20 protein-coding genes and 3 pseudogenes are annotated in these 22,334 nt (G+C 37.9%); 17 read left to right on the plus strand and 6 right to left on the minus strand.

Translation table 11 applies throughout. The annotated features are described in order from the left end of the window. The first annotated feature begins 427 nt into the window (after positions 1 to 427). The 10 genes and pseudogenes from BMZ71_RS04170 (at position 428) to nadE (ending at position 9,903) form a co-directional block, all read left to right on the plus strand. On the plus strand, positions 428 to 2,359 hold the full coding sequence (locus tag BMZ71_RS04170; RefSeq protein WP_177187487.1) for a heavy metal translocating P-type ATPase: 1,932 nt from the start codon (positions 428 to 430) through the stop codon (positions 2,357 to 2,359). A gap of 207 nt (positions 2,360 to 2,566) precedes the next feature. Continuing rightward, positions 2,567 to 3,055 carry a signal peptidase II gene (lspA, locus tag BMZ71_RS04175; protein WP_068624595.1) on the plus strand — a complete coding sequence of 163 codons (489 nt, stop codon included), beginning with the start codon at positions 2,567 to 2,569 and terminating at the stop codon, positions 3,053 to 3,055. A 248-nt stretch (positions 3,056 to 3,303) separates the two neighbouring features. Next, the gene (locus tag BMZ71_RS04180; RefSeq protein ID WP_177187488.1) at positions 3,304 to 3,678 is read left to right on the plus strand and encodes an ArsR/SmtB family transcription factor; all 375 of its coding nucleotides are present in this window, start codon (positions 3,304 to 3,306) and stop codon (positions 3,676 to 3,678) included. 16 nt (positions 3,679 to 3,694) lie between these two features. Continuing rightward, positions 3,695 to 4,303, plus strand: coding sequence for a CadD family cadmium resistance transporter (locus tag BMZ71_RS04185; protein ID WP_068624596.1), 609 nt, complete (start codon positions 3,695 to 3,697; stop codon positions 4,301 to 4,303). A gap of 34 nt (positions 4,304 to 4,337) precedes the next feature. Next, positions 4,338 to 4,451: pseudogene (locus BMZ71_RS15520) on the plus strand (cation transporter); the annotation flags it as partial. Positions 4,452 to 4,622: 171 nt separating this feature from the next. Next, positions 4,623 to 6,791, plus strand: coding sequence for a heavy metal translocating P-type ATPase (locus BMZ71_RS04190; RefSeq protein ID WP_245734383.1), 2,169 nt, complete (start codon positions 4,623 to 4,625; stop codon positions 6,789 to 6,791). A 673-nt stretch (positions 6,792 to 7,464) separates the two neighbouring features. Next, the gene (locus BMZ71_RS04195) at positions 7,465 to 8,160 is read left to right on the plus strand and encodes a PepSY domain-containing protein (protein WP_086988491.1); all 696 of its coding nucleotides are present in this window, start codon (positions 7,465 to 7,467) and stop codon (positions 8,158 to 8,160) included. A gap of 19 nt (positions 8,161 to 8,179) precedes the next feature. Continuing rightward, positions 8,180 to 8,419, plus strand: coding sequence for an SHOCT domain-containing protein (locus BMZ71_RS04200; protein WP_086988490.1), 240 nt, complete (start codon positions 8,180 to 8,182; stop codon positions 8,417 to 8,419). Positions 8,420 to 8,498: 79 nt separating this feature from the next. Beyond that, positions 8,499 to 8,764: pseudogene (locus BMZ71_RS04205) on the plus strand (ArsR/SmtB family transcription factor). A gap of 206 nt (positions 8,765 to 8,970) precedes the next feature. After that, positions 8,971 to 9,903, plus strand: coding sequence for an NAD(+) synthase (nadE, locus tag BMZ71_RS04210; RefSeq protein WP_086988489.1), 933 nt, complete (start codon positions 8,971 to 8,973; stop codon positions 9,901 to 9,903). A gap of 669 nt (positions 9,904 to 10,572) precedes the next feature. On the opposite strand, the gene merA is transcribed toward nadE, so the two are convergent. Both merA and merR read right to left on the minus strand, forming a co-directional pair. After that, the gene (merA, locus tag BMZ71_RS04215) at positions 10,573 to 12,213 is read right to left on the minus strand and encodes a mercury(II) reductase (RefSeq protein WP_086988488.1); all 1,641 of its coding nucleotides are present in this window, start codon (positions 12,211 to 12,213) and stop codon (positions 10,573 to 10,575) included. A 15-nt stretch (positions 12,214 to 12,228) separates the two neighbouring features. Next, the gene (gene merR / locus BMZ71_RS04220) at positions 12,229 to 12,627 is read right to left on the minus strand and encodes a mercury resistance transcriptional regulator MerR (RefSeq protein WP_068624608.1); all 399 of its coding nucleotides are present in this window, start codon (positions 12,625 to 12,627) and stop codon (positions 12,229 to 12,231) included. Between the two features lie 343 nt (positions 12,628 to 12,970). On the opposite strand from merR, the gene BMZ71_RS04225 reads away from it, so the two are divergent. The 4 genes and pseudogenes from BMZ71_RS04225 to BMZ71_RS04245 all read left to right on the plus strand — a co-directional run bounded on the left by BMZ71_RS04225 (position 12,971) and on the right by BMZ71_RS04245 (position 16,091). Then, positions 12,971 to 13,537, plus strand: coding sequence for a recombinase family protein (locus tag BMZ71_RS04225; RefSeq protein WP_086988487.1), 567 nt, complete (start codon positions 12,971 to 12,973; stop codon positions 13,535 to 13,537). Positions 13,538 to 14,503: 966 nt separating this feature from the next. After that, positions 14,504 to 15,058, plus strand: a pseudogene (locus BMZ71_RS04235) (recombinase family protein); the annotation flags it as partial. 48 nt (positions 15,059 to 15,106) lie between these two features. Further along, on the plus strand, positions 15,107 to 15,559 hold the full coding sequence (locus tag BMZ71_RS04240; protein WP_086988484.1) for an HIT family protein: 453 nt from the start codon (positions 15,107 to 15,109) through the stop codon (positions 15,557 to 15,559). 292 nt (positions 15,560 to 15,851) lie between these two features. Continuing rightward, positions 15,852 to 16,091, plus strand: coding sequence for a hypothetical protein (locus BMZ71_RS04245; RefSeq protein WP_086988483.1), 240 nt, complete (start codon positions 15,852 to 15,854; stop codon positions 16,089 to 16,091). Positions 16,092 to 16,814: 723 nt separating this feature from the next. On the opposite strand, the gene BMZ71_RS04250 is transcribed toward BMZ71_RS04245, so the two are convergent. Continuing rightward, a complete protein-coding gene (locus tag BMZ71_RS04250; RefSeq protein ID WP_086988482.1) occupies positions 16,815 to 16,997 on the minus strand; it encodes a class IIb bacteriocin, lactobin A/cerein 7B family in 183 nt (60 codons plus the stop codon). A 12-nt stretch (positions 16,998 to 17,009) separates the two neighbouring features. Further along, the gene (locus BMZ71_RS04255; RefSeq protein ID WP_086988481.1) at positions 17,010 to 17,243 is read right to left on the minus strand and encodes a DUF6861 domain-containing protein; all 234 of its coding nucleotides are present in this window, start codon (positions 17,241 to 17,243) and stop codon (positions 17,010 to 17,012) included. Between the two features lie 1,227 nt (positions 17,244 to 18,470). On the opposite strand from BMZ71_RS04255, the gene BMZ71_RS04260 reads away from it, so the two are divergent. Beyond that, positions 18,471 to 18,596, plus strand: a complete 126-nt coding sequence (locus BMZ71_RS04260; protein WP_094030722.1) for an EntF family bacteriocin induction factor — start codon at positions 18,471 to 18,473, stop codon at positions 18,594 to 18,596. Between the two features lie 44 nt (positions 18,597 to 18,640). Next, positions 18,641 to 19,972 carry a sensor histidine kinase gene (locus tag BMZ71_RS04265; protein ID WP_086988480.1) on the plus strand — a complete coding sequence of 444 codons (1,332 nt, stop codon included), beginning with the start codon at positions 18,641 to 18,643 and terminating at the stop codon, positions 19,970 to 19,972. Between the two features lie 323 nt (positions 19,973 to 20,295). Here BMZ71_RS04265 and BMZ71_RS04275 read toward each other — a convergent pair whose 3' ends face one another. Together BMZ71_RS04275 and BMZ71_RS04280 are read right to left on the minus strand one after the other, a co-directional pair. Further along, the gene (locus BMZ71_RS04275; protein ID WP_086988478.1) at positions 20,296 to 20,514 is read right to left on the minus strand and encodes a bacteriocin; all 219 of its coding nucleotides are present in this window, start codon (positions 20,512 to 20,514) and stop codon (positions 20,296 to 20,298) included. Between the two features lie 18 nt (positions 20,515 to 20,532). Then, positions 20,533 to 20,754: a hypothetical protein gene (locus BMZ71_RS04280; protein WP_086988477.1), complete on the minus strand. Its 222-nt coding sequence runs from the start codon at positions 20,752 to 20,754 to the stop codon at positions 20,533 to 20,535. Between the two features lie 682 nt (positions 20,755 to 21,436). On the opposite strand from BMZ71_RS04280, the gene BMZ71_RS04285 reads away from it, so the two are divergent. After that, positions 21,437 to 22,192, plus strand: coding sequence for a LytR/AlgR family response regulator transcription factor (locus BMZ71_RS04285; protein ID WP_086988476.1), 756 nt, complete (start codon positions 21,437 to 21,439; stop codon positions 22,190 to 22,192). The last annotated feature ends 142 nt before the right edge of the window (positions 22,193 to 22,334 follow it).

Here is a 22,334-nt window from a genome sequence, read left to right on the forward strand (position 1 = left end):
TCTTGAGATAAGGGTATACCTTTTTTTGGCTCACTAAAAAATGAATTGAAAATTTGAAAAAATTTAAAAAAATAGCAAAATGAAAAGTTTAGTTTTGACATTGAATAGCAAATCATTTAAAATGAATGTATAAACATATGAATTGCAAATCATGTTTAAAACGAAAATATTCCGATTTAGGGAAGTAGAGAGGTGATTCTTAAATGTCTCATAATGGAGACCATCTTGCATAGCTATGGGATGAGTTGACAGCGCAAACCATTTAAATAAGCTGGAAAGAAGCATGATTATGTTGCAGGTGGTACCAGCGCAATGTAGCTGATATAACTCCGCTTTTTCTTCGTTTGGGTATAGGCACAGTCATTATTGTAGCAGCTTGGTTAATGCAATTGATAAATATTTAAGTTTATCGAGAAGGGTGATGGAAATGAAAAATATACAAGAACAACACACACACGAAAATCATAGCCACAATCACAAGCACGATCACGATCACAATCACGGAAAATTGCCCATTGTCATGTATTTCATTGGGTTAGTTGTGGCACTTGTTGCATTGTTTTTAAGTGAAAAATATTTGATACTGCAAAATATTTTATTCTCACTGGCGACAATCAGTGCGAGCTATCATGTCATTATTCTTGAGGGCATGGGAGAAACGGTTAAGAACACAAAAATTAAAAAAAAATTTACCCCTAACTCTCATATTTTAATGGGATTGGCAGCCATTGGCGCTTCTTTGATGGGCAATTTTTGGGAAGGAACCCTGTTGATTCTTATTTTTTCTGGCGCCCATTTTCTTGAGGAGTATGCTGAAGGACGAAGTAAAAGAGAAATTACGAAATTACTCGAAATGAACCCAACAACAGCTAGGTTAATCCTTCCAGACGGAAATACAAAAATCGTTGACGTTAGTGAATTAAAAGTGGGAGATCGACTCCAAGTATTAAATGGGGACCAAGTACCTATTGATGGGATGATTTTATCGGGCATCACTTCCATTGATGAATCTTCCATTAATGGTGAAAGTATACCAAAAGAGAAGTCTAAAGGAGACATTGTATTTGGGAGTACGATTAATGGCACAGGTACGTTTACAATGGAAGTCACAAAAGAACCGAAAGACACTGTTTTCTCCAAAATCTTACAACTCGTCAGTCAAAACCAAGAAAATCAAACAAGAGCTGCTAGCATTATCCAAAAGTTTGAACCAAGATATGTTAGTTTTGTTTTGATCGCAATCCCACTCTTCATTTTATCTGCTCCCATTTTATTTCATTGGACATGGTCCGAAAGTGTTTACAGAGGCTTAGTTCTTTTAGTGGCAGCCTCCCCTTGTGCCCTGGCAGCAAGCACCGTCTCCGCGACTCTGTCCGCAACCTCTAATCTGGCGAAACGAGGCGTGCTTTCCAAAGGAAGTACCTTTCTCTCCCAATTAGCGGATATCGATGCCATTGCCTTCGACAAAACCGGGACCCTTACGCGTGGAAAACCGGAAGTAACCCATTACTATTTTGCTGATTCTGTGAATGAGGAACAGCTTATTGATATCGTAGTGGCTCTTGAAAAAGGAGCAAATCACCCACTGGCCAATGCAATCTTAGAAAAATTTGAAGCCAAAACTAACCTAAACATCGAAGTGACTAATCAAATCGGGAAAGGTCTAACAGGGGGCTATAACGGAAAAAATTATCGTATCGGAAAACCGTCTTCTTTTGATACGGTCCCGGATGAGTATCTCCGTTCCAACAATGAATGGTCTTCACAAGGAAATACAGTTGTCTATGTAGCGGAAGATGAAAAAGTGATTGGGTTTATTGCCCTCATGGATATTCCGAGCGAACATGCGCGAGAAACCATTGATTACTTTAGGAAACTGGGGATCCACACCACGTTGATTACGGGTGACTCGGAGTTGACAGGGAAAGCTGTAGGTGAACAGCTCGGTGTCGCAGAAGTGATTGCGAATGTCATGCCTGAAGACAAATCGAATATTATTAGTGAACAAAAAGAAAAATATGGTGTGACCGCCATGGTAGGAGATGGTGTGAACGATGCGCCAGCCCTCGTGAAGGCAGATGTCGGGATTGCGATGGGAGATGGTACGGATGTTGCGGTAGACGTATCTGATCTCGTTTTAATGCAAAATAATCTATCAAAACTAGTCCAAGCACATAAAATTTCTAAAAAAATGAACAAAGTGATTTGGCAAAATATCTACTTTTCCATGGCCGTCGTGGTCTTCTTAGTTATCGTTAGCCTTTTTGGGTTAACTGATATTGCAATCAGTGTCATTGTTCATGAGGGGAGTACTATCGTTGTAATTCTGAATGGACTTCGATTGTTAAGGTCTAACTAAATGTTGTCCTTCTAGTAAAGCCAAAGGATTGAGCTCGTGCAAAGGGTAAGAGCGCACATCTTTGCACGAGCTCTTTTATTTTTTCGTTTGTCAAAATAAACTCAATAGAATCCCCAGCTTTCAATGTGCCAGCTGGGAACTATACTTCCTCGTCGCAGTCTTATACAATAGTTAGTGAATCTATTCCTTACAAAGAGAGGTTACTGCATGATTTTATATTACCTACTGGCAGCTTTTTTGATTGCCACAGACCAACTGATGAAATGGGGGATCGTCCAAAATTTTTCCCTGTACGACCAGATGGAAGTTATTCCAGGCATTTTTTCCTTGTACTACATTCAAAACCGCGGGGCAGCATGGGGAATCCTTGAAGGAAGGATAGGTTTCTTCTTCCTCACCACCGTCGTGGTAGTGGGGTATATGGTTTACACCTTCCATAAGCAGCTGCAAAATAGCCGCTTGTCCGGCATTAGCTTCTCCTTCATTCTGGCAGGGGCTTTGGGCAACTTCATTGACCGGATGCGTATCGGCTATGTAGTGGATATGCTCCGTTTTGATTTCATCAATTTCCCGATTTTCAACTTGGCAGATGTTTTCCTCACCTTAGGAGTCAGCAGCATGATTATCTATATTCTCTTTTTCGAGAAAGAGGAAGACAATACGTCCAGTAGGGACATAGAAAGAAAGGGCAACTAAAAAAAGAGCGCAGACAGTTTATTTCAAAAGCTGATTCCGGTATTCCCCCCCGGAATCAGCTTTTTCAGTTGTTATTGCTTCCTGTTTGCAGTAGGTGCTTTTCAAAGTGATTCACATCGAGCTGCTAGTCAGGTAACGGAGGAGATATCTTAATCCTTTCTTGGCATGATATACAATACCATTGAAATTTTTAACAAATACTGATACAATTCATTCAAATGAACATTTGAATGATAGGGGGCTTAAAAATGGAAGAAGTGGACTTAGAAGTTTGTCAAACTACGATTGTTCATGAGGGAAAAGTTAATTATGTTAAATCCGAACTACACGGTAAAAACTTTGCGGACTTACTGGTACTAAGTAAATGCCTGGGAGATCTCTCCAGAGTTCAAATTCTATATGCATTATCCACTTATAAGGAAATGTGTGTCTGTGACTTAGCAGCTATTATTGATGCGAGCACGGCCACCACTTCTCATCATTTACGTTTTCTGAAAAAAAATGGCATAACCAAATCGTATAAAGAAGGGAAAATGGTTTATTATTCGCTCGCGAATCAAGAAATTTCAGATGCTATTGGTTCTTTGCTGAAAATATCGGAAGGCCTGCAGCTCACTTCTTAGATTGGAGGGACTAACCATGTTGCCAACGATTGTATCTGCCCTTGCGGTATATGTTTCTACGAATATTGATTACCTACTAATCCTCATGATTATTTTCTCCCAAAACGATACAAGAAGGAGAATAAAGATGATTATTGGGGGACAATATTTAGGAATGGGAATCTTAGTCGCCTTTAGTTTATTTGCAGCTTTTGTATTAAATTTTATTCCGCAAGACTGGGTTATCGGTTTGCTGGGATTAATCCCCTTGTCATTAGGGATCCGGTTGGCCCTAAAAAGGGAGGATCCGGAAGATGAGAATGTGCTTGAAAAAATGCAAGCACGTGGCTCCAATCCATTATTTTGGACGATAGCCCTGATTACCGTTGCTTCTGGCGGGGATAATCTAGGAATTTATATCCCCTACTTCACGGCCCTTACCTGGCCGGAAACTACTGTAGCGTTAATCGTTTTTGCAATTTCTATAGCGATTCTCTGCCATATCAGTTACAAACTGTCAAAAATTTCTTTGATATCCGAAACCATAGAAAAATATAAGCGGCCGGTTGTCTCCCTGGTTTTCATTGGCTTAGGTATTTATATCATGGTCGAGAATGGCACCATTCAAACATTATTCAGTTTATAAAAGAAGTCAGTTAATTCATTAGAGGAGAGATACAATGGACGATAACAAAAAACTACACGAATGGATCCTAGATGGGATCGACTGCGCAAATTGTGCCAACAAGGTTGAAAGAGGCGTCGCCAAAGTTGTAGGTGTTGCCAATAGTAATGTGAACTATATGACGCAAACATTGAGTTTCGAGGTAACAGGAGAGCGGGAAGACCTTGTCTTATCCCTAGTGAAACAAAAAGTGAACAAGTTGGAACCTGGTGTTGTCTTGAAGAATAAGGCGGACGGCCGATTGATCGAAGTTGGCACCCAAGGAAATGATAAAAATCTAATAGATGAAAACAAACAACACTACGAGTGGATCTTGGATGGGATTGACTGCGCAAATTGTGCCAGCAAGATTGAAAGAGGTGTCTCCCAAGTTGCGGGCGTTGCCAATAGTAATGTGAACTATATGACGCAAACATTGAGTTTCGATGTAACAGAGGAAAGAGAAGAACTTGTTTTATCCCAAGTGAAACAAAAAGTGAACAAGTTAGAGCCTGATGTTGTCTTGAAAAATAAAGCGGACGGTAAACTCATTGGAGCAGACAGTCAATCGGTAGCGCTTTCTGAGGGTCTGGAACAAGTAGATCGTGATGAAGAGAAAGGGGAAAGAGACGAATTAAAGACTACCATTATTCGTTTGGTACTCGGGTTCGCCCTCATGCTAGCCGGAATCTTCCTGCCGCTCGAAGGAGGGCTTTCTGTTACTCTATTTGTGAGTGCCTATCTGATTGCAGGTTATGATGTCGTATGGCGTGCCGTACGGAATATTTTCCACGGACAAGTATTTGATGAGAACTTCCTGATGACCATTGCGACCCTTAGTGCCTTCTACATTCAGCAATACCCGGAGGCTGTTGCGGTTATGCTTTTCTATCAAGTTGGAGAAGTGTTCCAGGAAGTCGCTCTTTCGAAGTCGCGTCGCTCGATTGCGGACCTGATGGATATCCGTCCCGATTATGCGAATTTGGATACAGGAAACGGGATCGAGAAGGTCGCCCCGGAAACCATAAAGGTGGGCGATATCATTCTGGTCCGCCCGGGTGAAAAAGTACCCTTGGACGGAAAGGTAGTGGACGGGACTTCCGCTATGGATACGTCCGCATTGACCGGGGAGTCCGTACCGCGGAGCGTGACTCCTGGTGATTCTGTCCTCAGTGGCTTTATCAATCGCAATGGTGTGTTGAAAGTAGCGGTGGAGAAACCTTTTTCGGAATCCACCGTCAAAAAGATCTTGGATCTGGTGGAGAATGCCAGTGGGCGAAAAGCTCCCACCGAGCAGTTTATCACCAAATTTGCTCGCTACTATACGCCCGTTGTCGTGGTGGCCGCGCTCTTGTTGGCCGTTGTGCCGCCATTGTTACTGCCAGGAGCTACTTTTAATGAATGGATATACAGAGCCAGTATCTTTTTGGTCATTTCTTGTCCTTGTGCTTTAGTCGTCTCCATCCCTGTTGGGTTTTTTGGCGGAATTGGTTCTGCTTCTCGAAAAGGAATTTTAGTGAAAGGCAGTAATTTCCTGGAAGGTTTGAACGACCTCAAGTATGTAGTGATGGACAAAACAGGTACATTAACAAAAGGGAAATTTGAACTAACTGCTATAGAACCAAAGAATGGAATCAATTCACAGCAGTTACTTGAGTTAGCTGCTTACATAGAATCTCATTCTACTCACCCAATAGCTGATTCCATTAAAGAACAGTATGGAAGAGAGATTCACGAAGAAAGAATTACGGCATATAATGAAATTGCTGGTTACGGAATTCAAGCCACTATTGACGGAAAAGAAGCGTTGGCAGGAAATGCCCATCTAATGGAAAAATTCTCGATTAATTTTGAGGAAGTAAAAGAAATCGGAACAATCGTTTATCTAGCTGTTGATGGAGTGTATATGGGGCATTTATTGATTGCTGACGCAATCAAAGAAGATGCCATTGAAAGCATTGCTGCAATGAAAAACTTAGGAATCAAAAATATTATTATGCTAACCGGGGATTCCAAAAAAGTTGGAGAAGCAGTAGCTAAGAAACTAGGCATTACGGAAGTTTATAGTGAGTTGCTTCCTCAAGACAAAGTAGTAAAATTTGAAGAAATCCTTTCTCGTAAAGAAAAAAATGAGAAAGTTGCTTTCGTAGGAGATGGAATCAACGACACTCCAGTACTGGCTCGCTCTGATATCGGTATTGCCATGGGTGGCCTGGGGTCAGACGCGGCAATTGAGGCCGCGGATGTTGTGATCATGGATGACAAAATCTCTAAGATTGCTACTGCCATGCAGGTGGCCAAGGATACCCGTCGCATTGTATGGCAAAATATCTTCTTTGCCCTTGGGGTGAAAGGATTATTCCTCATTATGGGTGCCTTCGGTGTGGCCACGATGTGGGAAGCTGTCTTTGCGGATGTAGGGGTAACTGTCATAGCCGTTTTAAATGCTATGAGAATCCTCAAAAAGTAGATTATGCTAGCAAGAGGGGACTTCTTTAAATAAAAAAGAAGTTCCCCTTTTTATTTTTGCACCCATTATCTTTATAATTTCCCAGCTTAAAAAGTCAAGGTGGCTATTTTCTATGCCTCATAAAAAAACGGCCAAAATAAGTAGCAAGTGTATTTTTTAAATTCTATAACAAATACCTGACCTAATAGATAATATACTGTCAGGTCAGGTATTTGCGTTCCTCGCAGATTGCGCTCTTATTTTTAAGGAGGTCTATGCTCCATGTATCTTACAAGTGGATGTAGAGAGAAATGACGCCATACTGACCATTTGCCAAGGTAATGAGGGTGCTTTTGGAGATTCGGCGAGTCTGAAATTACATCAATTGCATTTGTTGTAAAGGCTGAATTTGATTTATGGAATATCAGAAAGAAACAGTTTAACAGACATCGGATTAATTTTTATTTTAAGATATAAAAGGATTGGAAGATAAATTATCTAATTATAGAGATTACGCATTCAATAAAAATAAGGATTAGAATTGGCGTTTAGAAATCCAAGGAACTATAATTAACAATATAGGGATGTATTTTGTCGACACAGGTCTCAGTAAGCATCAGTTATCAAAAGGTCTCAATAATAGGTGCCGATCTAGAATCGCTTTAAAGGTTTAGCGAAGAAAGTAGGGCAGGATATGAAAAACAAACATCAATTAGTCTGGGGTGTAATCCTGTTTGGTGCAATTGCTATCCTGATTGGGTACAGCATTTGGTTGTTTATGTTCGCAAAAAGTGCTGATACAGTCTTATACAATCAAGGATATTACAACGGCGGCATGATGGGCGGCAGAGTCAACAGCAACCAGATTCAGAACAGCAGCAATGAGAAATTGACGCCCGAACAGATTCTGTCGGATGTCGAAAATTATTTGAAGGGTTACGGAAATAACCTTCAAGTGGCGGATATTTTTGTCTTCCAAGATGCAGATTACTACGTTTCGGTGGAAGAGACAGACACCGGCAGAGGGGCAATGGAAATTTTGGTCAATCCTTATACGGGACAGATTTACCCCGAACCGGGTCCCAACATGATGTGGAACGAAAAATACAGCATGATGATGGGCGGATCATTCCTCTACAATGCGAACACAACGTATACGGCAACTGTGGCCCGAACAGAGGCCGTCAAAATCGCGGACGATTTCGTGAAAAGCCAGCTAGGTGAAGCTTTTTCGGTTCCGGGTGAAGGGCATGCGTTTTATGGCTATTACACATTTCATATCATGAAGGACGACAAAGTAATCGGGATGCTGAGTGTCAATGATCTTACTGGAGAAGTCTGGCACCATGATTGGCATGGCGAACTGGAACAAGTGATTTCCGAACATTAACAGAAGGGGAGCGGGAAAAATGATGAATTATTATGGTTATGACATGATGGGCGGTTGGGGAATTTTCATGATGATTATCCTGGTAATCTTAATCGTTATTATCGTATACGCGGTGATGAAGCTAGTCCAAGGAGGCAGTAATGCTGGCACAACTTCAAATAGCCGGGATGAGGCACTTGAAATCCTTAATCAGCGTTATGCAAAAGGAGAACTATCGGATGAAGAATACCAACAAAAGAAGAAAATATTGAAAAAATAGAGGATATGAACAAACCCTCCTGTGAAGGAGTTAAAACTATATGGAAACATCATTACCTTCTCCGTTAGATTGAGAGACTATTCAATCAATAAGCAAATTATTTAAGATTATCAGCGATCCAACAAGATTATCGTTTTTTTCTTTTACAGAATAAAGAACTCGTATTGCACTTTCCTTAGACATGCAACAGTCTACTGTTTCTCATCAGTTAAAAACTTTGAAAGGTTCATGTTCAGTAAAAGTAAGAAGAGACGGAAAATTATGATTTACAGTCTAGATGACATTCACGTATTTAGTATCCTCGAGCAAGTCTCAACCTATACAGAAGAACAAAGAACATTGTAATGCAGAATATTATTTTTGCATTAGGAGTTAAGGCTATATTCCTTGTGCTTGGGGCCTCAAGCGTAACATCAATGTGGGAAGCAGTATCTGCAGACGCGGGAGTTGCTGTCATGGCATTTTTAAATATAATACGTGTAATGACTACTAAAAGTATCTAACATTGTAAAAAATGTTGAGAGAAGAAGCTTTATCATGGAGGAGAAGTTATGAATGAACATATGAAGCTAACTAAAGATGTTTTTCAAATTGATGCTCAACAATGGTGCAAGGAAATTGAAGATTTCATAAATGAAAAATTTTCCGAGTCATATCGAGATGGTATTGTAGTTCCTATTTCAGGAGGACTGGACTCCAGTGTAACGGCTGCACTTTGTACGCGTGCTATTGGCAATGATAAGGTCAAAGGTTTGATGCTTCCTGAAAGATGGGGGAATCCTGAAGCTGATTATTATGGTCGAATGATCAGCAAACACCTTGGCATAGAAACAGTAAAAATTAGTATTAGCCCTATTTTAAGGGGGGTGGGAACTTCTGATTTTCTTTTGTCTGTAATATCAGGCCGCGCATTTTGGAAAGATATTGTAAATAAAATAGTGTATAAGAGTGGGCGTTCACAAAAAGAAGATTATTTAGATTCACTCAAAGGAAAGCTCAATCCGTGGAAAAGGAAGATGATTGCAAAAATCACTTCTAAACAAAGAGCGAGGGTTCTGGTAGCTTATAAATTTGCTGAAGAGAACAACTATATGGTCGCTGGTTCTGCACATAAAACGGAGGATATGGTTGGGCTCTTCTGCAAATACGGAATAGATGATTGTGCTGATATCATGCCTATGAAAAATATATATCGAAGCCATATTCTTCAGTTAGCAGAATTCTTAGAAGTGCCCTTGGAAATATTACATCGTTCTCCAAATCCAGATATTTTACCTGGAGTAACAGATAAATATATGAGTTATTTTGAGATGGATTACCTTAAGATTGATTTGATACTCTTTGGTCAGCAAAAGGGATTAACCGCTCATGAAATTGCAAACCAGCTTGGAATGAATGAGCAAGCAGTTAATGAAATATATGAGATTGTTCAGTTAAGCAAACACATGCGAAATCATGCATTGGCGCCAATTTTGGAATATTGAGTAGCTTGCTGTACAAGAAGTTTCATATTAACTCAACTTTCGCACCATAAAAATCAAGGTTAATCCTTGATATAAAAACATTTCTACCGATATAGTTATGCCGCTAAAGCCCTTGACAGACCGCTAATAGCCTGATTAAAGGCTCGCTTCAGAAAGGCAGGCATATTACGGAAGAACTTATCCAGAAGCGATTGAACTATTTTTTCGGATATAGCAGGTTCAGTTGTAAGAGATGCCTTCAGGCAGTTCAAGACTAACAAGATTGCCTCTGCAAATCGGATATCTTCCAGTTAAAAGCAGACCGATGGTCCGGGAATCCTTCTCTTCACGGGTACGGAGGGCGATCATAATGTAGCGCGTGAAGACAATCGTTGTGTGGGTAAACCATCGCATCGTAATTGCAGTACTGAAATTCTTTGTCCAAATCTACGTGTGATTTCGCCATCTTAAAGAAGCGCACTGTATCCAAATGATTTCCATATAGGCGTAAAATTTCCTCTTCGAGCAGTTTGGTATTCGTGGACAGGATGGCTAGTCAATTTTTGGCCTTGCAAACGCAAAGTAAATCTACCATACAAAAAAGGCTATCCTGATTTTCATGCATCAGGAATAGCCTTTTTATTATATTTTTCGCTTTTTTCGGGTAATTTACTTATTAAAAAAGCAACTTTATCCTGCACAACAGGATAATTTTGATACGTCTTTGTCAAACGCTAAGGCTGCCAATTTTAAGCCTTCTGCCATTGTTAAGTAAGGTGCAAGCGTTTCTTTTAAGTCGTCTACGGTCAATCCGAATTTAACGGCTAAAGTGGCTGCGTAAATAACTTCCCCTGCATTGTCAGCGACCACATGCACTCCCAGAATTTTTCGCGTTTTTCCATCAACTACAAGTTTAATTACACCTGCCGTGTCATGGTTTACAAGCGCTCTAGCAACATTTTTTAACGGCAACACAGACGTTTTAATTTCATATCCTTTTTCTTTCGCTTTCTTTTCTGTTAAACCAACGGTTGCGAATCCGGGACTTGTAAACGTAACACCAGGGACCACTGTTAAATCGATTTTTTTATTTAACCCACCAATCGCATTGTCTGCAACAATTCCTCCTTCATAGGCAGCCACGTAGACGAATTGAGGCCCTAATGTGACATCTCCCGCTGCATAGATCTTTTCATTGCTTGTCTCACCAAAATCATTTATTTTGATTTCGTTGTGGGCTCCAACTTTAACTCCTGCTGCACTTAAGTTCAATGCTTCAGTATTGGGCGTTCTTCCTGTGCTGATTAGTAGCTGGTCTGACTCAATAATCTTTTTCTTGTCGTTTACAATAATATGGACTTTTTTAATCTCTCCGTCTTGCTCCACTCGCTCATAAGCTGCTCCAGAAATGAGTTTTATTCCTTGTTCGATGAGAGATTTCTCCATTGCTTCAGAAATCTCAGGGTCATACTCTTTTAAGAATTGCTTGCTTCTTTGAATTAGGGTAACTTCTGAACCCAGATTATGGAAGAGCTGTCCGAGTTCTCTTCCGATATAACCCGATCCAATAACGGTTAAGCGTTTTGGGACTTTTTTAAGTTCAAGAAGAGTTGTGCTAGTCAGATAATCTACTTGTTCAAGTCCTGGAGTATCGGGTATGAGGGGAGAAGCCCCGGTTGCGATTAAAAAGCGGTGGGCAGAAAATGCTTGTCCGTTCACTTCAATAGTACTTTCATTGATAAAATGTGCTTCTCCCTTAATTAAATCAAATCCATACTCATCAATTAAATCAATGTATTTTTGGTTCCGTAAATCACTGACTAGTTCATTTTTTTGATTCCCTAAGCGACCTAATTCTACTTCTCCCGCAGAAGTGTGTAATCCTTCAAAAGGATTCGTGTGTGCGGATCGATTGATTTCTCCAGCTCTAAGAAGCGTTTTTGAGGGAACACACCCCGTATTCACACAGGTGCCGCCTACCGTTCCTCGTTCAATCATGCCCACCTTTGCTCCATACTCGACTGCTTTTATAGCTGCTGAAAAAGCAGCTCCGCCAGAACCGATAATGAGCAAATCATATTCCTCTTTATTAACTGACACCACATGCTCTCGAGCAGATAAGTTCTCTATTTCTCCGGGCTCATAATTTGTTTCTTTCACTGCTTTAATCGCAGTTTCTATCGCACAGTCGTCAGGCAATTGAAACACCGCCTCGTTCCGACGAAAATTAACTTTAATCTTGGTCGCTCCGATACTTTCAAGCGCTTTTTCTATGTGCTCTTCGCACCCTGTACAAGTCATGCCGTGAATGCCCATTTTAAATTGATTCATTTTCTTGTTTCCCCCTTAATTTTCTATTAGCTCATCTATGATAGGACACGCATACAGTTCCTTTTCCTCTGGACATCTTCGTCGTAAATTTTTGAGCATGTGTTCCGTCTTTTTCAAATCTTCTATTTGTTTTTGAACTTCTCTTTCTTTTTTTGAGACAAATTCAAACATACCCTCACAACGAACGTTGTCTTTATCCACCACACCAAGCAATTTATAAATTTCACTTAAAGAAAAGCCAAGTTCTTGGAGATGTTTAATAAATTTTACCCGTTTTATGTCCTTTTCTGAATAGGATCGATACCCGGTATTGGTTCGATCAGGTTCTGGTAGTAATTTTTTTCTCTCGTAATACCGAATCGTTTCCTTATTCACACCGCATTTTTCAGCAAAAGAACTAATACGATAAGCCATGCAATCACATCCTTTTCTATATTATAAACCATGTACCACGGTACGTAGTCAAGCAAAGAATTTAATATCTAGGAAATGTAATCTCCAAAATAATCGATTACAAGACAAATAAGGAAGGCCGCTTTTCAAAAGAAAAAAGCGGCCTTATCTCTTCTTAAGAGTCAACTTTATGAGTCACGTTCTATCTAACTTTCCTTCATTTTTATTCTTCGTAGCATTCTCTAGCTCTGAATCTTATATTTCATAGCCATAACTCAAGAGTATTGACTATGCTTCTTTGCTCTAGTAAAATCAAGGGATACAAAGGTGTCATAACTTATGGTCAAAAGAGAGGGCGAAAAAGATGAAATATGGCTACGCACGGGTGAGTACCCGACAACAAGATCTGGAAGGGCAGCTGCGTCAACTCGAGGAGGAACGCTGCGATCGGGTCTACTTCGAGAAAATTACCGGAACAAAAAGTGATCGACCCGAATTCCAAAAACTCCTTCAGGAAATTGAGACAGGGGATACTTTGGTTGTGACGAAGTTGGACCGCTTCGCTCGCAGCACGCAAGACGCATTGAATACGATCAAGCTCTTATTTGAGAAGGGCGTGCGGATCAATGTGCTGAATCTAGGGATTATTGAAAACACGTCCACCGGAAGATTGATCTTCACCATTTTCAGCGCTTTTGCGGATTTTGAGCGCGATCTGATTGTGGAGCGTACGCAGGAGGGGAAAGAACTGGCCAAACAGAAACCCGATTTCCGGGAAGGGCGCCCAAAGAAATTCAATCAGCAACAAATCAATCTAGCCATGAATCTATTGAAGGACCATTCCTATAAAGAGGTAGAGAAAATGACTGGAATCAGCAAGAGCACCTTGACGCGTAATAAGAGGAAAATGGAAATAATGACTGGAGCTTAGAGCATAGTCTGAAAATCGCATTGAATGGGCTGCTTACATTATAGTACGGAGCTAAATCTGATGAACGTAGTTTGGAAATGGATAGCTAACCTTCTATAAAAGAACTGGATACGATGTCGCTTGAAGAGCTGTAGTTACAAAGCATAGAACTTTATAAAACGAGAGCCTTGAGGTTTAAACATCATGAATTCTTATAAAAAATTTTATCTAACATTTTTCCACTTCCTTTTTGTTGCTTATTCTTTCCATTTACTCCGTCCAGATAGATTGTATTCTATAATTCTAATATGAATAGCCGGAGAGAACTTGGATTCTCATTATTTGGAAGATATACATTTTTCTAAATCTACTTAGCTGATTTTTTGTATATTCAGAACGATTTTTTGGGATAAACCAAAGCACCAGATAAATTTCACATGTTTTCTTGCAACTTAAATATAGTATAATAGAGTCATGTTAGGGGGGAGTTATAATGCTTTATGGTAAGATATCTTCTTTAAACAAAGGAATAAAGGCTATTCCATTACACCTAAAGAAATATTAAGTAACTTTGCCATTCCCACTTTTATGATGTTTTTTGGTTTATCTTGGGAAGGAATAAATGAGATAAACAAGAGATTTCTTTTAGTTATTGGTAGTATATGGTTCACAATATATCGTTGCACTATCTAGTGGGATTCCATAATCCTTATTGGGGAAATTAAAAAGTACATTTTGTTTTAAATCTTTTGAATTGTCAATATAAGAGTTAAATGTAGGAGGAAATAATGAATGATAAAAAAAACTTAACATCATCTTGGGAAGAAGGCATCCTGAAAACCATTATTTTCATTTTAATTTTTTTAAGCAGAAATTCCTTTCCGACCAATAATAATTTTTCAATAACTGTTATTGGTATTCTAATATACACGGTTTGTTGGCTACTTATATATTCAATTAAAAAAAAATAAACTCCACAACTAATATAGTACTCGCCAACAAGATCTGGAAGGACAGCTGCGTCAACTTGAGGAGGAACGCTGCGATCGGGTTTACTTCGAAAAAATTACCGGAACAAAAAGTGATCGTCCCGAATTCCAAAAACTCCTTCAGGAAATTGAAACGGGGGATACGCTGGTTGTAACGAAGTTGGACCGCTTCGCCCGGAGCACACAAGATGCATTGAACACGATCAAGCTCTTATTTGAGAAGGGCGTGCGGATCAACGTGCTGAATTTAGGAATTATCGAAAACACGTCCACCGGAAGATTAATCTTCACGATTTTCAGCGCTTTTGCGGATTTTGAACGCGATCTGATTGTGGAACGTACGCAGGAAGGGAAAGAGCTGGCCAAACAGAAACCTGATTTCAGGGAAGGGCGACCAAAGAAATTCAATCAGCAACAAATCAATCTGGCCATGAATCTATTGAAGAATCATTCCTATAAAGAGGTAGAGAAAATGACCGGAATCAGTAAGAGCACTTTGACGCGGAATAAAAGAAAAATTATAAAAACATCAGGTAATAAGCTGAGTGATTAGATAATTTGCTATACTAAAAATTATCCAAGTCAAAAAGGAGTGATTTACATGGAATGGTACGAGAATCGAATTTTATCTGCAATAAATGGGACTAATCCAATGCTGATAAAAGAATTAAAAGGTGGCTATGCTGTTTTTGGAGATGTTCAATTTTTACCTGGCTACTGTGTGCTATTACCCAAAAAGGAAGTTAACTCTTTGAATGTCTTAACATTAGAGGAACGTGAACAGTTTCTTTCCGACATGAGTGTTCTAGGAGATGCTATTATTCATAGTTGCACACCTATTAGAGTTAATTACGACATTTTAGGAAATACTGATAATTTTCTGCACGCTCATGTTTTTCCACGTTATGAATGGGAAAGTGAAGAACGAAAAAAAATGCCTGTATGGCTATATGATAGTTCCAACTGGCACAACAAAGAAACCGCATACAGCCCTATAAAGCATGATAAAATACGTAATAGCATTCTAGAGTATTTGAACAAGAATTATGAATAAGAGTTATTTAGTCGTGTAATTAAACATAAGAGACCATCTGCTGTACAGTGTTTAAGTACGGACTCATGTAGTATCCCAAATTCCGGGGAAAGTTTACCTAGTTCTGCTAAATTTAGATGTTAGCGATAATCAAGATAGTATATCTCTTATTTTATTCAATAACATTCTGACAAAAGTCCTTACGGTCTGAAAAGGAATAAATAACTGAATTAGCAAAGCTGGACATCGCTGGAAGAGCTGTAGCAACAAGATATAAAATTTTATAAATAGACAGATTTGAGGTTTAAACATCATGAATTTTTATAAGAAATTTTATCAGAAACATCCGCATTTTAATGTCCTAATAAGTCTATCTATAGCAAGTCTAATAGGGATTGCTATAGAATATTTTATTAATAGAGATTTCATTGGCTCTGGATTCTATACAGCAGCATTTTTAACGTTGCTTGAGTTGTTAAGAGTTAGACGTGAACGGAATAAACTTAAATCAAAAGAAAAGTCTCAATACGATGTAGATGGAGAAAAAGATTAGATAGGTAAAGAATAAAAAGAATCAAATAGAAATTTTGGTGTACCTCTTTTATCCCGCATTCCCGAATTGTGTAACGAGAATGGCTGTAAACCTTGATATCAGTGGATTTTAACCTTGTTATAAATGCTGATTATAACGAGGTGGAATTAATCTAAAAAACCTCTTAAAGCCTTGATGTTACTAAGTTTCTACAAAATCCTCGTTATAAATTTCCGGGAATGCAGGTTATAACGATTCACTTTGGGTTACGAATTGGAAGGACTTTTTTAATGTGTCCGTTCCCTATATCAGCGATTCCAAATATGAAGTAAGCCCAACAGGACAATTGTTGAAAGTTCAGATTACAGATGAAGTCAGAGAAGGTATACAAGAATTTAAAAAGTGATTGCCACAAATTATTGGGACACGATCTGTCACGGTGGGAGTGTGTATTCGTGAAATATTGAAAGCTGCATCACAGAATGTCTCAAGACAAAGCCATGATGCAGATGAATTTCTCGAAAAAATGTAATTTAAATTAAGTAACAGTTTGATTTTATTCTGTCCCCTAAAATACAGATGACATTATCTATCAAGTGAGAATACTCCAGAAAAATTCATAGATAATCAAGAAGATTGCTATGGCAGCTGTTACAATCAATTTCTTTTTCGAAGATAAATCTTTCTTCTTTAGATAGTTACCCAATGCAATTAAAGAGATTACAGCAGAGAAAATTAATGCTTTTACCATTGGTCCCAAATGCTTCCAATAGCTCCTGTCAGACAACCTCCACCAGCTCCACCAAGTCCACCTAGCGCACCACCAATTATTGCTCCGCCAACGCAAGAACCACCTACACTACCCCAGTTAATTTTTCCGCCAGTTACTTTTAACATTTCTTCTTGATTCAGTATTTCTTTTTTCATTAATAGACCCTCCTAATTTCCTAATAGTCCACCAATACATGCAGCAGAACCACCAATTACCCCAAAATGGGCCCCAACGAATGCTCCTGGGATAGCACCTAATCCAGCAGCTAATCCACCACCAGCAGCACCAGCTGCTGTTCCCATACCTATTCCTTTACCAATGTCTTTTAGACAATCTTTTGAGCTATACCTACCCATTAATTGTTTCATTTCTTGTTCGTTTAGTTTTTGAAACTTTTGCATGATAAAACTCCCTTTCAAATAGATTTATGTTACATATACAAGATACCACCAGTTTCTTCTTCGTTTGGTTTTTTATCTCAAGACAATAAAAAAATGTCCTGAACCGAGAGAAGTGCCCCATTTCTAAATTGACATGATAGATTGACAGTTTGATTGTTCCTTTAATATCAGATAAAACTTTTGAAAATTCATGACAGTGCGGACATGCTTTAAAATCGATCAATAATAAATAGGAAATTGCCATCATTTTCCAGGATGCCTCATACGTTCCTTTCAATAATCTCAATAGGTAGATATAAGTAAGAGCTGATGGAATTAAATTTTGTGACTTCTTTTTTGGTTTTCAACGTAATTGTTTTAATGAATTTTATAGCTCATTTTGATAATACAAATTTATCTGATTCAAGATCTTTCTCTCTTTTTAACATAAAAATTTAGTTTGGCGCCTAGATCCACGGGTACGCGCAATCACGCCATCGCAAACAGTGCCTAAATTTGATCATTTTATCTCCCATCGTAATGAAATATTATAACTCAACTTTCGCAGCTTGATTGGTTTGCAAGTCTGCCCAATTATATCAAGGAATACTTGCCTATTTTGAGCTGCGAAAGTTGAGTCTCTAAGTAATATTTTCAATACCCCTAAAAAATCACTGATTTAAAATGCTTGTACTAATAGGATAATTACCTAAAGTATTTCACAGTCGGTGAAAGAGTATTTAGTCTGGATTTCATTACAAATAGAACTTGCTAGTTATTGATCCTTATTGAGACAAGTAACATATCGCTAACAACAGGTTTTATTATTGGAGTGTGAAAAATAAAGTAATGCCATTTCACCCAGGTAATTAGGTATTTTTAATGTCAATTATTTAAACCTGGATTCCCGGTAAAATTATAACGCGGAGCGTTGAAAGGTTGATAAATCAATGTTTCTTAGTTAAACCTCGTTATAAATATTTGTAGCGATTTATAACGAGGTTGGTGAAAAAAGGCCGTAGGTACGGGCTCTTTCAGTACCACGTTATAATAATCCGGGAATGAAGGTTTAAAGCAGCGTTACTGCTATTCTTATTTCCTCCTAAAAACACAACAGTCATCCCCTGCTTTAATTTTTCGGATTTATTTTGTTAAAGATATAATTTTCCATGGTTGAGGATCTTTTCTCGTTTTAGTAAACGTTTTATGGCATACTTTTTGTATTCAAACAGTGAAGGAGCCTAAAAGATGAGAATTAGACACATCTCGGATGAACATTTAAAAAAGATAATTGCTGGAGGTGGACTATCCAGTTCAGGTAAATCTAGGTCTAGCGTTGCACAGTGTATTTTTTCTTTTTTTAAAAAATGTTAGATCTTTTAACATCTGCTATACTTCTATTTAAGGAGGAATAACAGATGTTAAATATAGACACTAAAGCATATGTTTTGAGGATTTTTTTGGAACTCTTTTTTTTCTACCTAGCTTTTTTTAATTTCTACAAAAAAGTTAGCCTAAAAAAACAAGCTGTAATAATAACTCTTTTTGTCCCACTAACTTTTTTTGCACAGATTTTCTTAAGTAGTCTTGCAGACATCATTCCCATATTAGGGTGCTATTTTTTTCTAAAACAACCCAAGAAATCGGATTTCGTTTTATTGAGTACATCACTGTTGAGTATGATTACAACTTATCTAGTTTCTATTTTCGTTTCAGCTGTTGTACTTCCGTTTACCTCTTTCGATGAAATAAAAGGATTTCTCTATATTATTACTGAAGTTAGTCTAAAGATGGTTGCTTTATTAGTCATCATTTTTTTATACCGCCAATTTAGAATCAATCAAACCGTTGAAAAATATGGTTCATTTTTTTCAACGCTATTACTCAGTTATTTTTTTCTTGCACTATTATTATTTCTGTATGCTTCCCATTATTATCAAGCGTTTGATAAATTTATTATTGGCATAACTGTCTTTGTTACTATTCAAGTTATTTTTCTTGCGCTTATTTTTATAAAAGAGATAACCAACCAAAAAGAGCAATACGAACAACAGTTGTCCCGGCAACAATTAACCGACTTAAAAAAATATACAGACCAATTAGAAAGAAACCAGCAAAATTTGCGTAAATTTAAACATGATTATAAGAACATTATTCTAAGTTTGAGAGAAAGGGCTATAGAAAGTCGAAACGAAGAACTAGAGCGGTGTATAGATGACTTAGATGAATATTCTGAAAATAATCTTTATTCCTCAAACTGGAATTATAACGATGTTCAAAAAATTAAAAACACCTATCTAAAGAGCCTGTTTGTCAGTAAATTATTTGTTATTCAAGAGCAAAATATAAATTGTCACTTTGAATGCAATAATAATATCGATACTATCCCCATTCATACGTTCGATCTTATTCGTATTTTAGGAATCACTCTTGATAATGCGATTGAGGAGGCTAGTCTGGTAAATGACGGAAAAATTTCTGTACTTATTTATGAAGATGATACCCAAATAGAATTTTTAATCGAGAATACCTGTAAGCCGAATAATACATCAGTTTCGCAATTAGTTGAGGAAGGGTTTTCTTCAAAAAAAAATCATTTGGGTTTGGGGCTTTCAAACATACAAGAAATTAAACAGAAATATTCAAATATTTATGTCCAATATAGGAAGGAAGAAGATATGTTTTCGGTGCAATTCATACTGGTATTCGAACAATCGGATTATCACAGACTATCTGTTAAGAGTTTTTGAAAATAATATTTTGGAATTTAGTTGGCATAAAAACCTCCTAACACAGCTGCAGGAGGATAAAAAAGGCGCTATTTTGCCGGTTTTGGTAAAATAGCGCCTTATTCATTGGGCGGTTGGGTTTTATCCTAACTTCTTCAACAGAAATTTATCTGTTCTTTTTTCCTGACCTCGATAGTAAGAATATGTTCAAAAATCCTATAATTATAAGAACTGACACTTTCCAAAATGTATTTTCTCCATTCCAAAACTTTGAAAAAACTGTAAAAAGAGTCATATTCGTAAGAGAGATAAACCAGTCTTGACCACTTGCTTTCTTTACGTTATTAAGCACCCGTCCAAGCACCGAAACCAGCTCCTATCAATGCGCCTCCAACACCACAAGCAGCCATTGCGTAAGGACCTCCACCAGAACAGATTTTCACCCCTGCTGTTGCACCTGAAAGAGTAGTTCCTAAAATACCGACTGCGCTTCCTCCAAATATTTCTTGTAGTTCTTCAGAAGAGTTTAAAACTCTGATGTCTGCTTTATAGATATTTTCCATGATGTTTTCACTCCTTTTTTATTTATGGCTAGCATCCCAACCAGCCGCGGCGCCACCGGCAACAGCACCATACAATCCTCCAACGATTCCACAAGCAGGTCCACAAATTGCTGTTTCTAGTCCTGCTCCCCCTCCTGCTCCAGTAGCCATACCGCCAACGACTTGTCCCAAATCACTCCAAGCGCCACCCCTTTTAATCTGTTTTAGTTCTGAAACGCTTAATACTTTGATTTTTGTCATCTTTGTAATCCCCTCGTTTTATATTTAGAAATTCCCCGTTGAGCTGCCCCCATCATATGCTCCGTAACACAACCGCTCATCGCTTCAATTGAAGCCACACATTTCTCATTGCTTATACCACTATAAATTTTTTACATTTCAACTCGCATAATGCTCTAATATTCTCATGTTATTGCTCACACCTCAAACTTGGTTTACTACAAGACAACTGTATCATAGATATAAAGGGCAAAATCAATAATATCTTGAGTACTAGTATTTGAAATCCTGAATTAATATTTCCGAATCGCTCAAGATGAGATTCTCTGTGTCTTGGGATGTTTTTCATTTCAGGTATAAAAATTATGTCATACTCTATTTATTCAATTTTATTTTATAAGAACAAAATAATGATTGTAATCAATAGGCTGATCCTTACGTAACTAGAGTGAAGAATGCCCTCATCAACAATTTTGGAACCCGGCTTCTGGTATTTCTGAAGGCATATAGGTATGATTGATAATAATCAGGTGTTTTTTTACTATGACATACTTTTAAGAAGTCTATTGCTTTATCCTGGAATAGATGTCAAATCCCCTTTCTTGCGATTAAGTTATCAAGACCAGAAAACGGTTTTTCGCTAACTTCCTATTCGGATTAAGAGAGTCTAACATCACACTATTTTTTGAAAGTGAGGAACATAATGAGTTATTCAATTATTATTTGTGAAGATCAGTTCCTGCAGTTACAACAGCTTGAGTCTATTATTCAGAATTACATTCTATTTCACAGTGAACTATTTCAAATAAAATTAAAAACGCAGAGTCCCATTGAAGTAAAGACATATTTAAAACAATTTCAACCCAAAAATGGGATTTACTTTCTGGATATTGATTTAAACCATTCAATTAGCGGAATAGATCTTGCGGAAATGATTAGAAAGGCTGATGTCCAAGCTAAAATTATTTTTGTTACAACTCATGATGAGTTAGCGCCCCTTACATTTAAAAGAAAAGTAGAAGCGCTTGGTTTTATTGCAAAAGACCAACCAATAAATACCTATCGCGAAGAAATTATGGAACTTCTTACGACTGCACAGGATAGAATTGACGGTCTAAAAACGGCACAAAAACGAAATTTTTCTTTTTCGGTAGGTTCTCAGACATTCAATATTGACATGGAGGATGTGTTATTTGTTGCGCCCTCAAATATTCCCCATAGAATTTCTTTATATACTACAAATGGACAATACGAGTTTTATGGAAAGCTCAATGAGTTGGAGAAAAGATATCCAAATTTATTCAGAGTAAATCGTTCTTGTTTAATCAATCCAGTCAATATTAGGGAGATTGATTATTCAACTCGCACGATTCGGTTTGGAGAGGAATTATCCTGTAGCTTCCCATTGGGTAAAGCAAAAAAAATTAAAGAGGTAGTAAAAGTGGACTTTGACTTATAGATAATATTATGTGGAATGAGGACACACTATAGTTTCACACTGTCCTCTGTCAAGATAAAAAACGTTGAGGAATTCTTAACGTTTTTCTTTTTATTAAACCTCCATATGTATTGTTGTTTATAAAAAATTTTGATATCATCAG

The sequence above is a fragment of the Trichococcus flocculiformis genome (assembly GCF_900113645.1).
GTDB classification, from domain to species: Bacteria; Bacillota; Bacilli; order Lactobacillales; family Aerococcaceae; genus Trichococcus; species Trichococcus flocculiformis.

What these genes read in the sequence shown, in the direction of transcription:
- BMZ71_RS04180 (WP_177187488.1), top strand. Translation starts at nt 3,304, where the DNA reads ATGGAAGAAGTGGACTTAGAAGTTTGTCAAACTACGATTGTTCATGAG.
- BMZ71_RS04265 (WP_086988480.1), top strand. Translation starts at nt 18,641, where the DNA reads ATGTTAAATATAGACACTAAAGCATATGTTTTGAGGATTTTTTTGGAA.
- BMZ71_RS04200 (WP_086988490.1), top strand. Translation starts at nt 8,180, where the DNA reads ATGATGAATTATTATGGTTATGACATGATGGGCGGTTGGGGAATTTTC.
- BMZ71_RS04195 (WP_086988491.1), top strand. Translation starts at nt 7,465, where the DNA reads ATGAAAAACAAACATCAATTAGTCTGGGGTGTAATCCTGTTTGGTGCA.
- BMZ71_RS04245 (WP_086988483.1), top strand. Translation starts at nt 15,852, where the DNA reads ATGAATTTTTATAAGAAATTTTATCAGAAACATCCGCATTTTAATGTC.
- BMZ71_RS04280 (WP_086988477.1), bottom strand. Translation starts at nt 20,754, where the DNA reads ATGACAAAAATCAAAGTATTAAGCGTTTCAGAACTAAAACAGATTAAA.
- BMZ71_RS04185 (WP_068624596.1), top strand. Translation starts at nt 3,695, where the DNA reads ATGTTGCCAACGATTGTATCTGCCCTTGCGGTATATGTTTCTACGAAT.
- lspA (WP_068624595.1), top strand. Translation starts at nt 2,567, where the DNA reads ATGATTTTATATTACCTACTGGCAGCTTTTTTGATTGCCACAGACCAA.
- BMZ71_RS04275 (WP_086988478.1), bottom strand. Translation starts at nt 20,514, where the DNA reads ATGGAAAATATCTATAAAGCAGACATCAGAGTTTTAAACTCTTCTGAA.
- merR (WP_068624608.1), bottom strand. Translation starts at nt 12,627, where the DNA reads ATGGCTTATCGTATTAGTTCTTTTGCTGAAAAATGCGGTGTGAATAAG.
- nadE (WP_086988489.1), top strand. Translation starts at nt 8,971, where the DNA reads ATGAATGAACATATGAAGCTAACTAAAGATGTTTTTCAAATTGATGCT.
- BMZ71_RS04250 (WP_086988482.1), bottom strand. Translation starts at nt 16,997, where the DNA reads ATGAAAAAAGAAATACTGAATCAAGAAGAAATGTTAAAAGTAACTGGC.
- BMZ71_RS04170 (WP_177187487.1), top strand. Translation starts at nt 428, where the DNA reads ATGAAAAATATACAAGAACAACACACACACGAAAATCATAGCCACAAT.
- BMZ71_RS04260 (WP_094030722.1), top strand. Translation starts at nt 18,471, where the DNA reads ATGAGAATTAGACACATCTCGGATGAACATTTAAAAAAGATAATTGCT.
- BMZ71_RS04225 (WP_086988487.1), top strand. Translation starts at nt 12,971, where the DNA reads ATGAAATATGGCTACGCACGGGTGAGTACCCGACAACAAGATCTGGAA.
- merA (WP_086988488.1), bottom strand. Translation starts at nt 12,213, where the DNA reads ATGAATCAATTTAAAATGGGCATTCACGGCATGACTTGTACAGGGTGC.
- BMZ71_RS04285 (WP_086988476.1), top strand. Translation starts at nt 21,437, where the DNA reads ATGAGTTATTCAATTATTATTTGTGAAGATCAGTTCCTGCAGTTACAA.
- BMZ71_RS04240 (WP_086988484.1), top strand. Translation starts at nt 15,107, where the DNA reads ATGGAATGGTACGAGAATCGAATTTTATCTGCAATAAATGGGACTAAT.
- BMZ71_RS04255 (WP_086988481.1), bottom strand. Translation starts at nt 17,243, where the DNA reads ATGCAAAAGTTTCAAAAACTAAACGAACAAGAAATGAAACAATTAATG.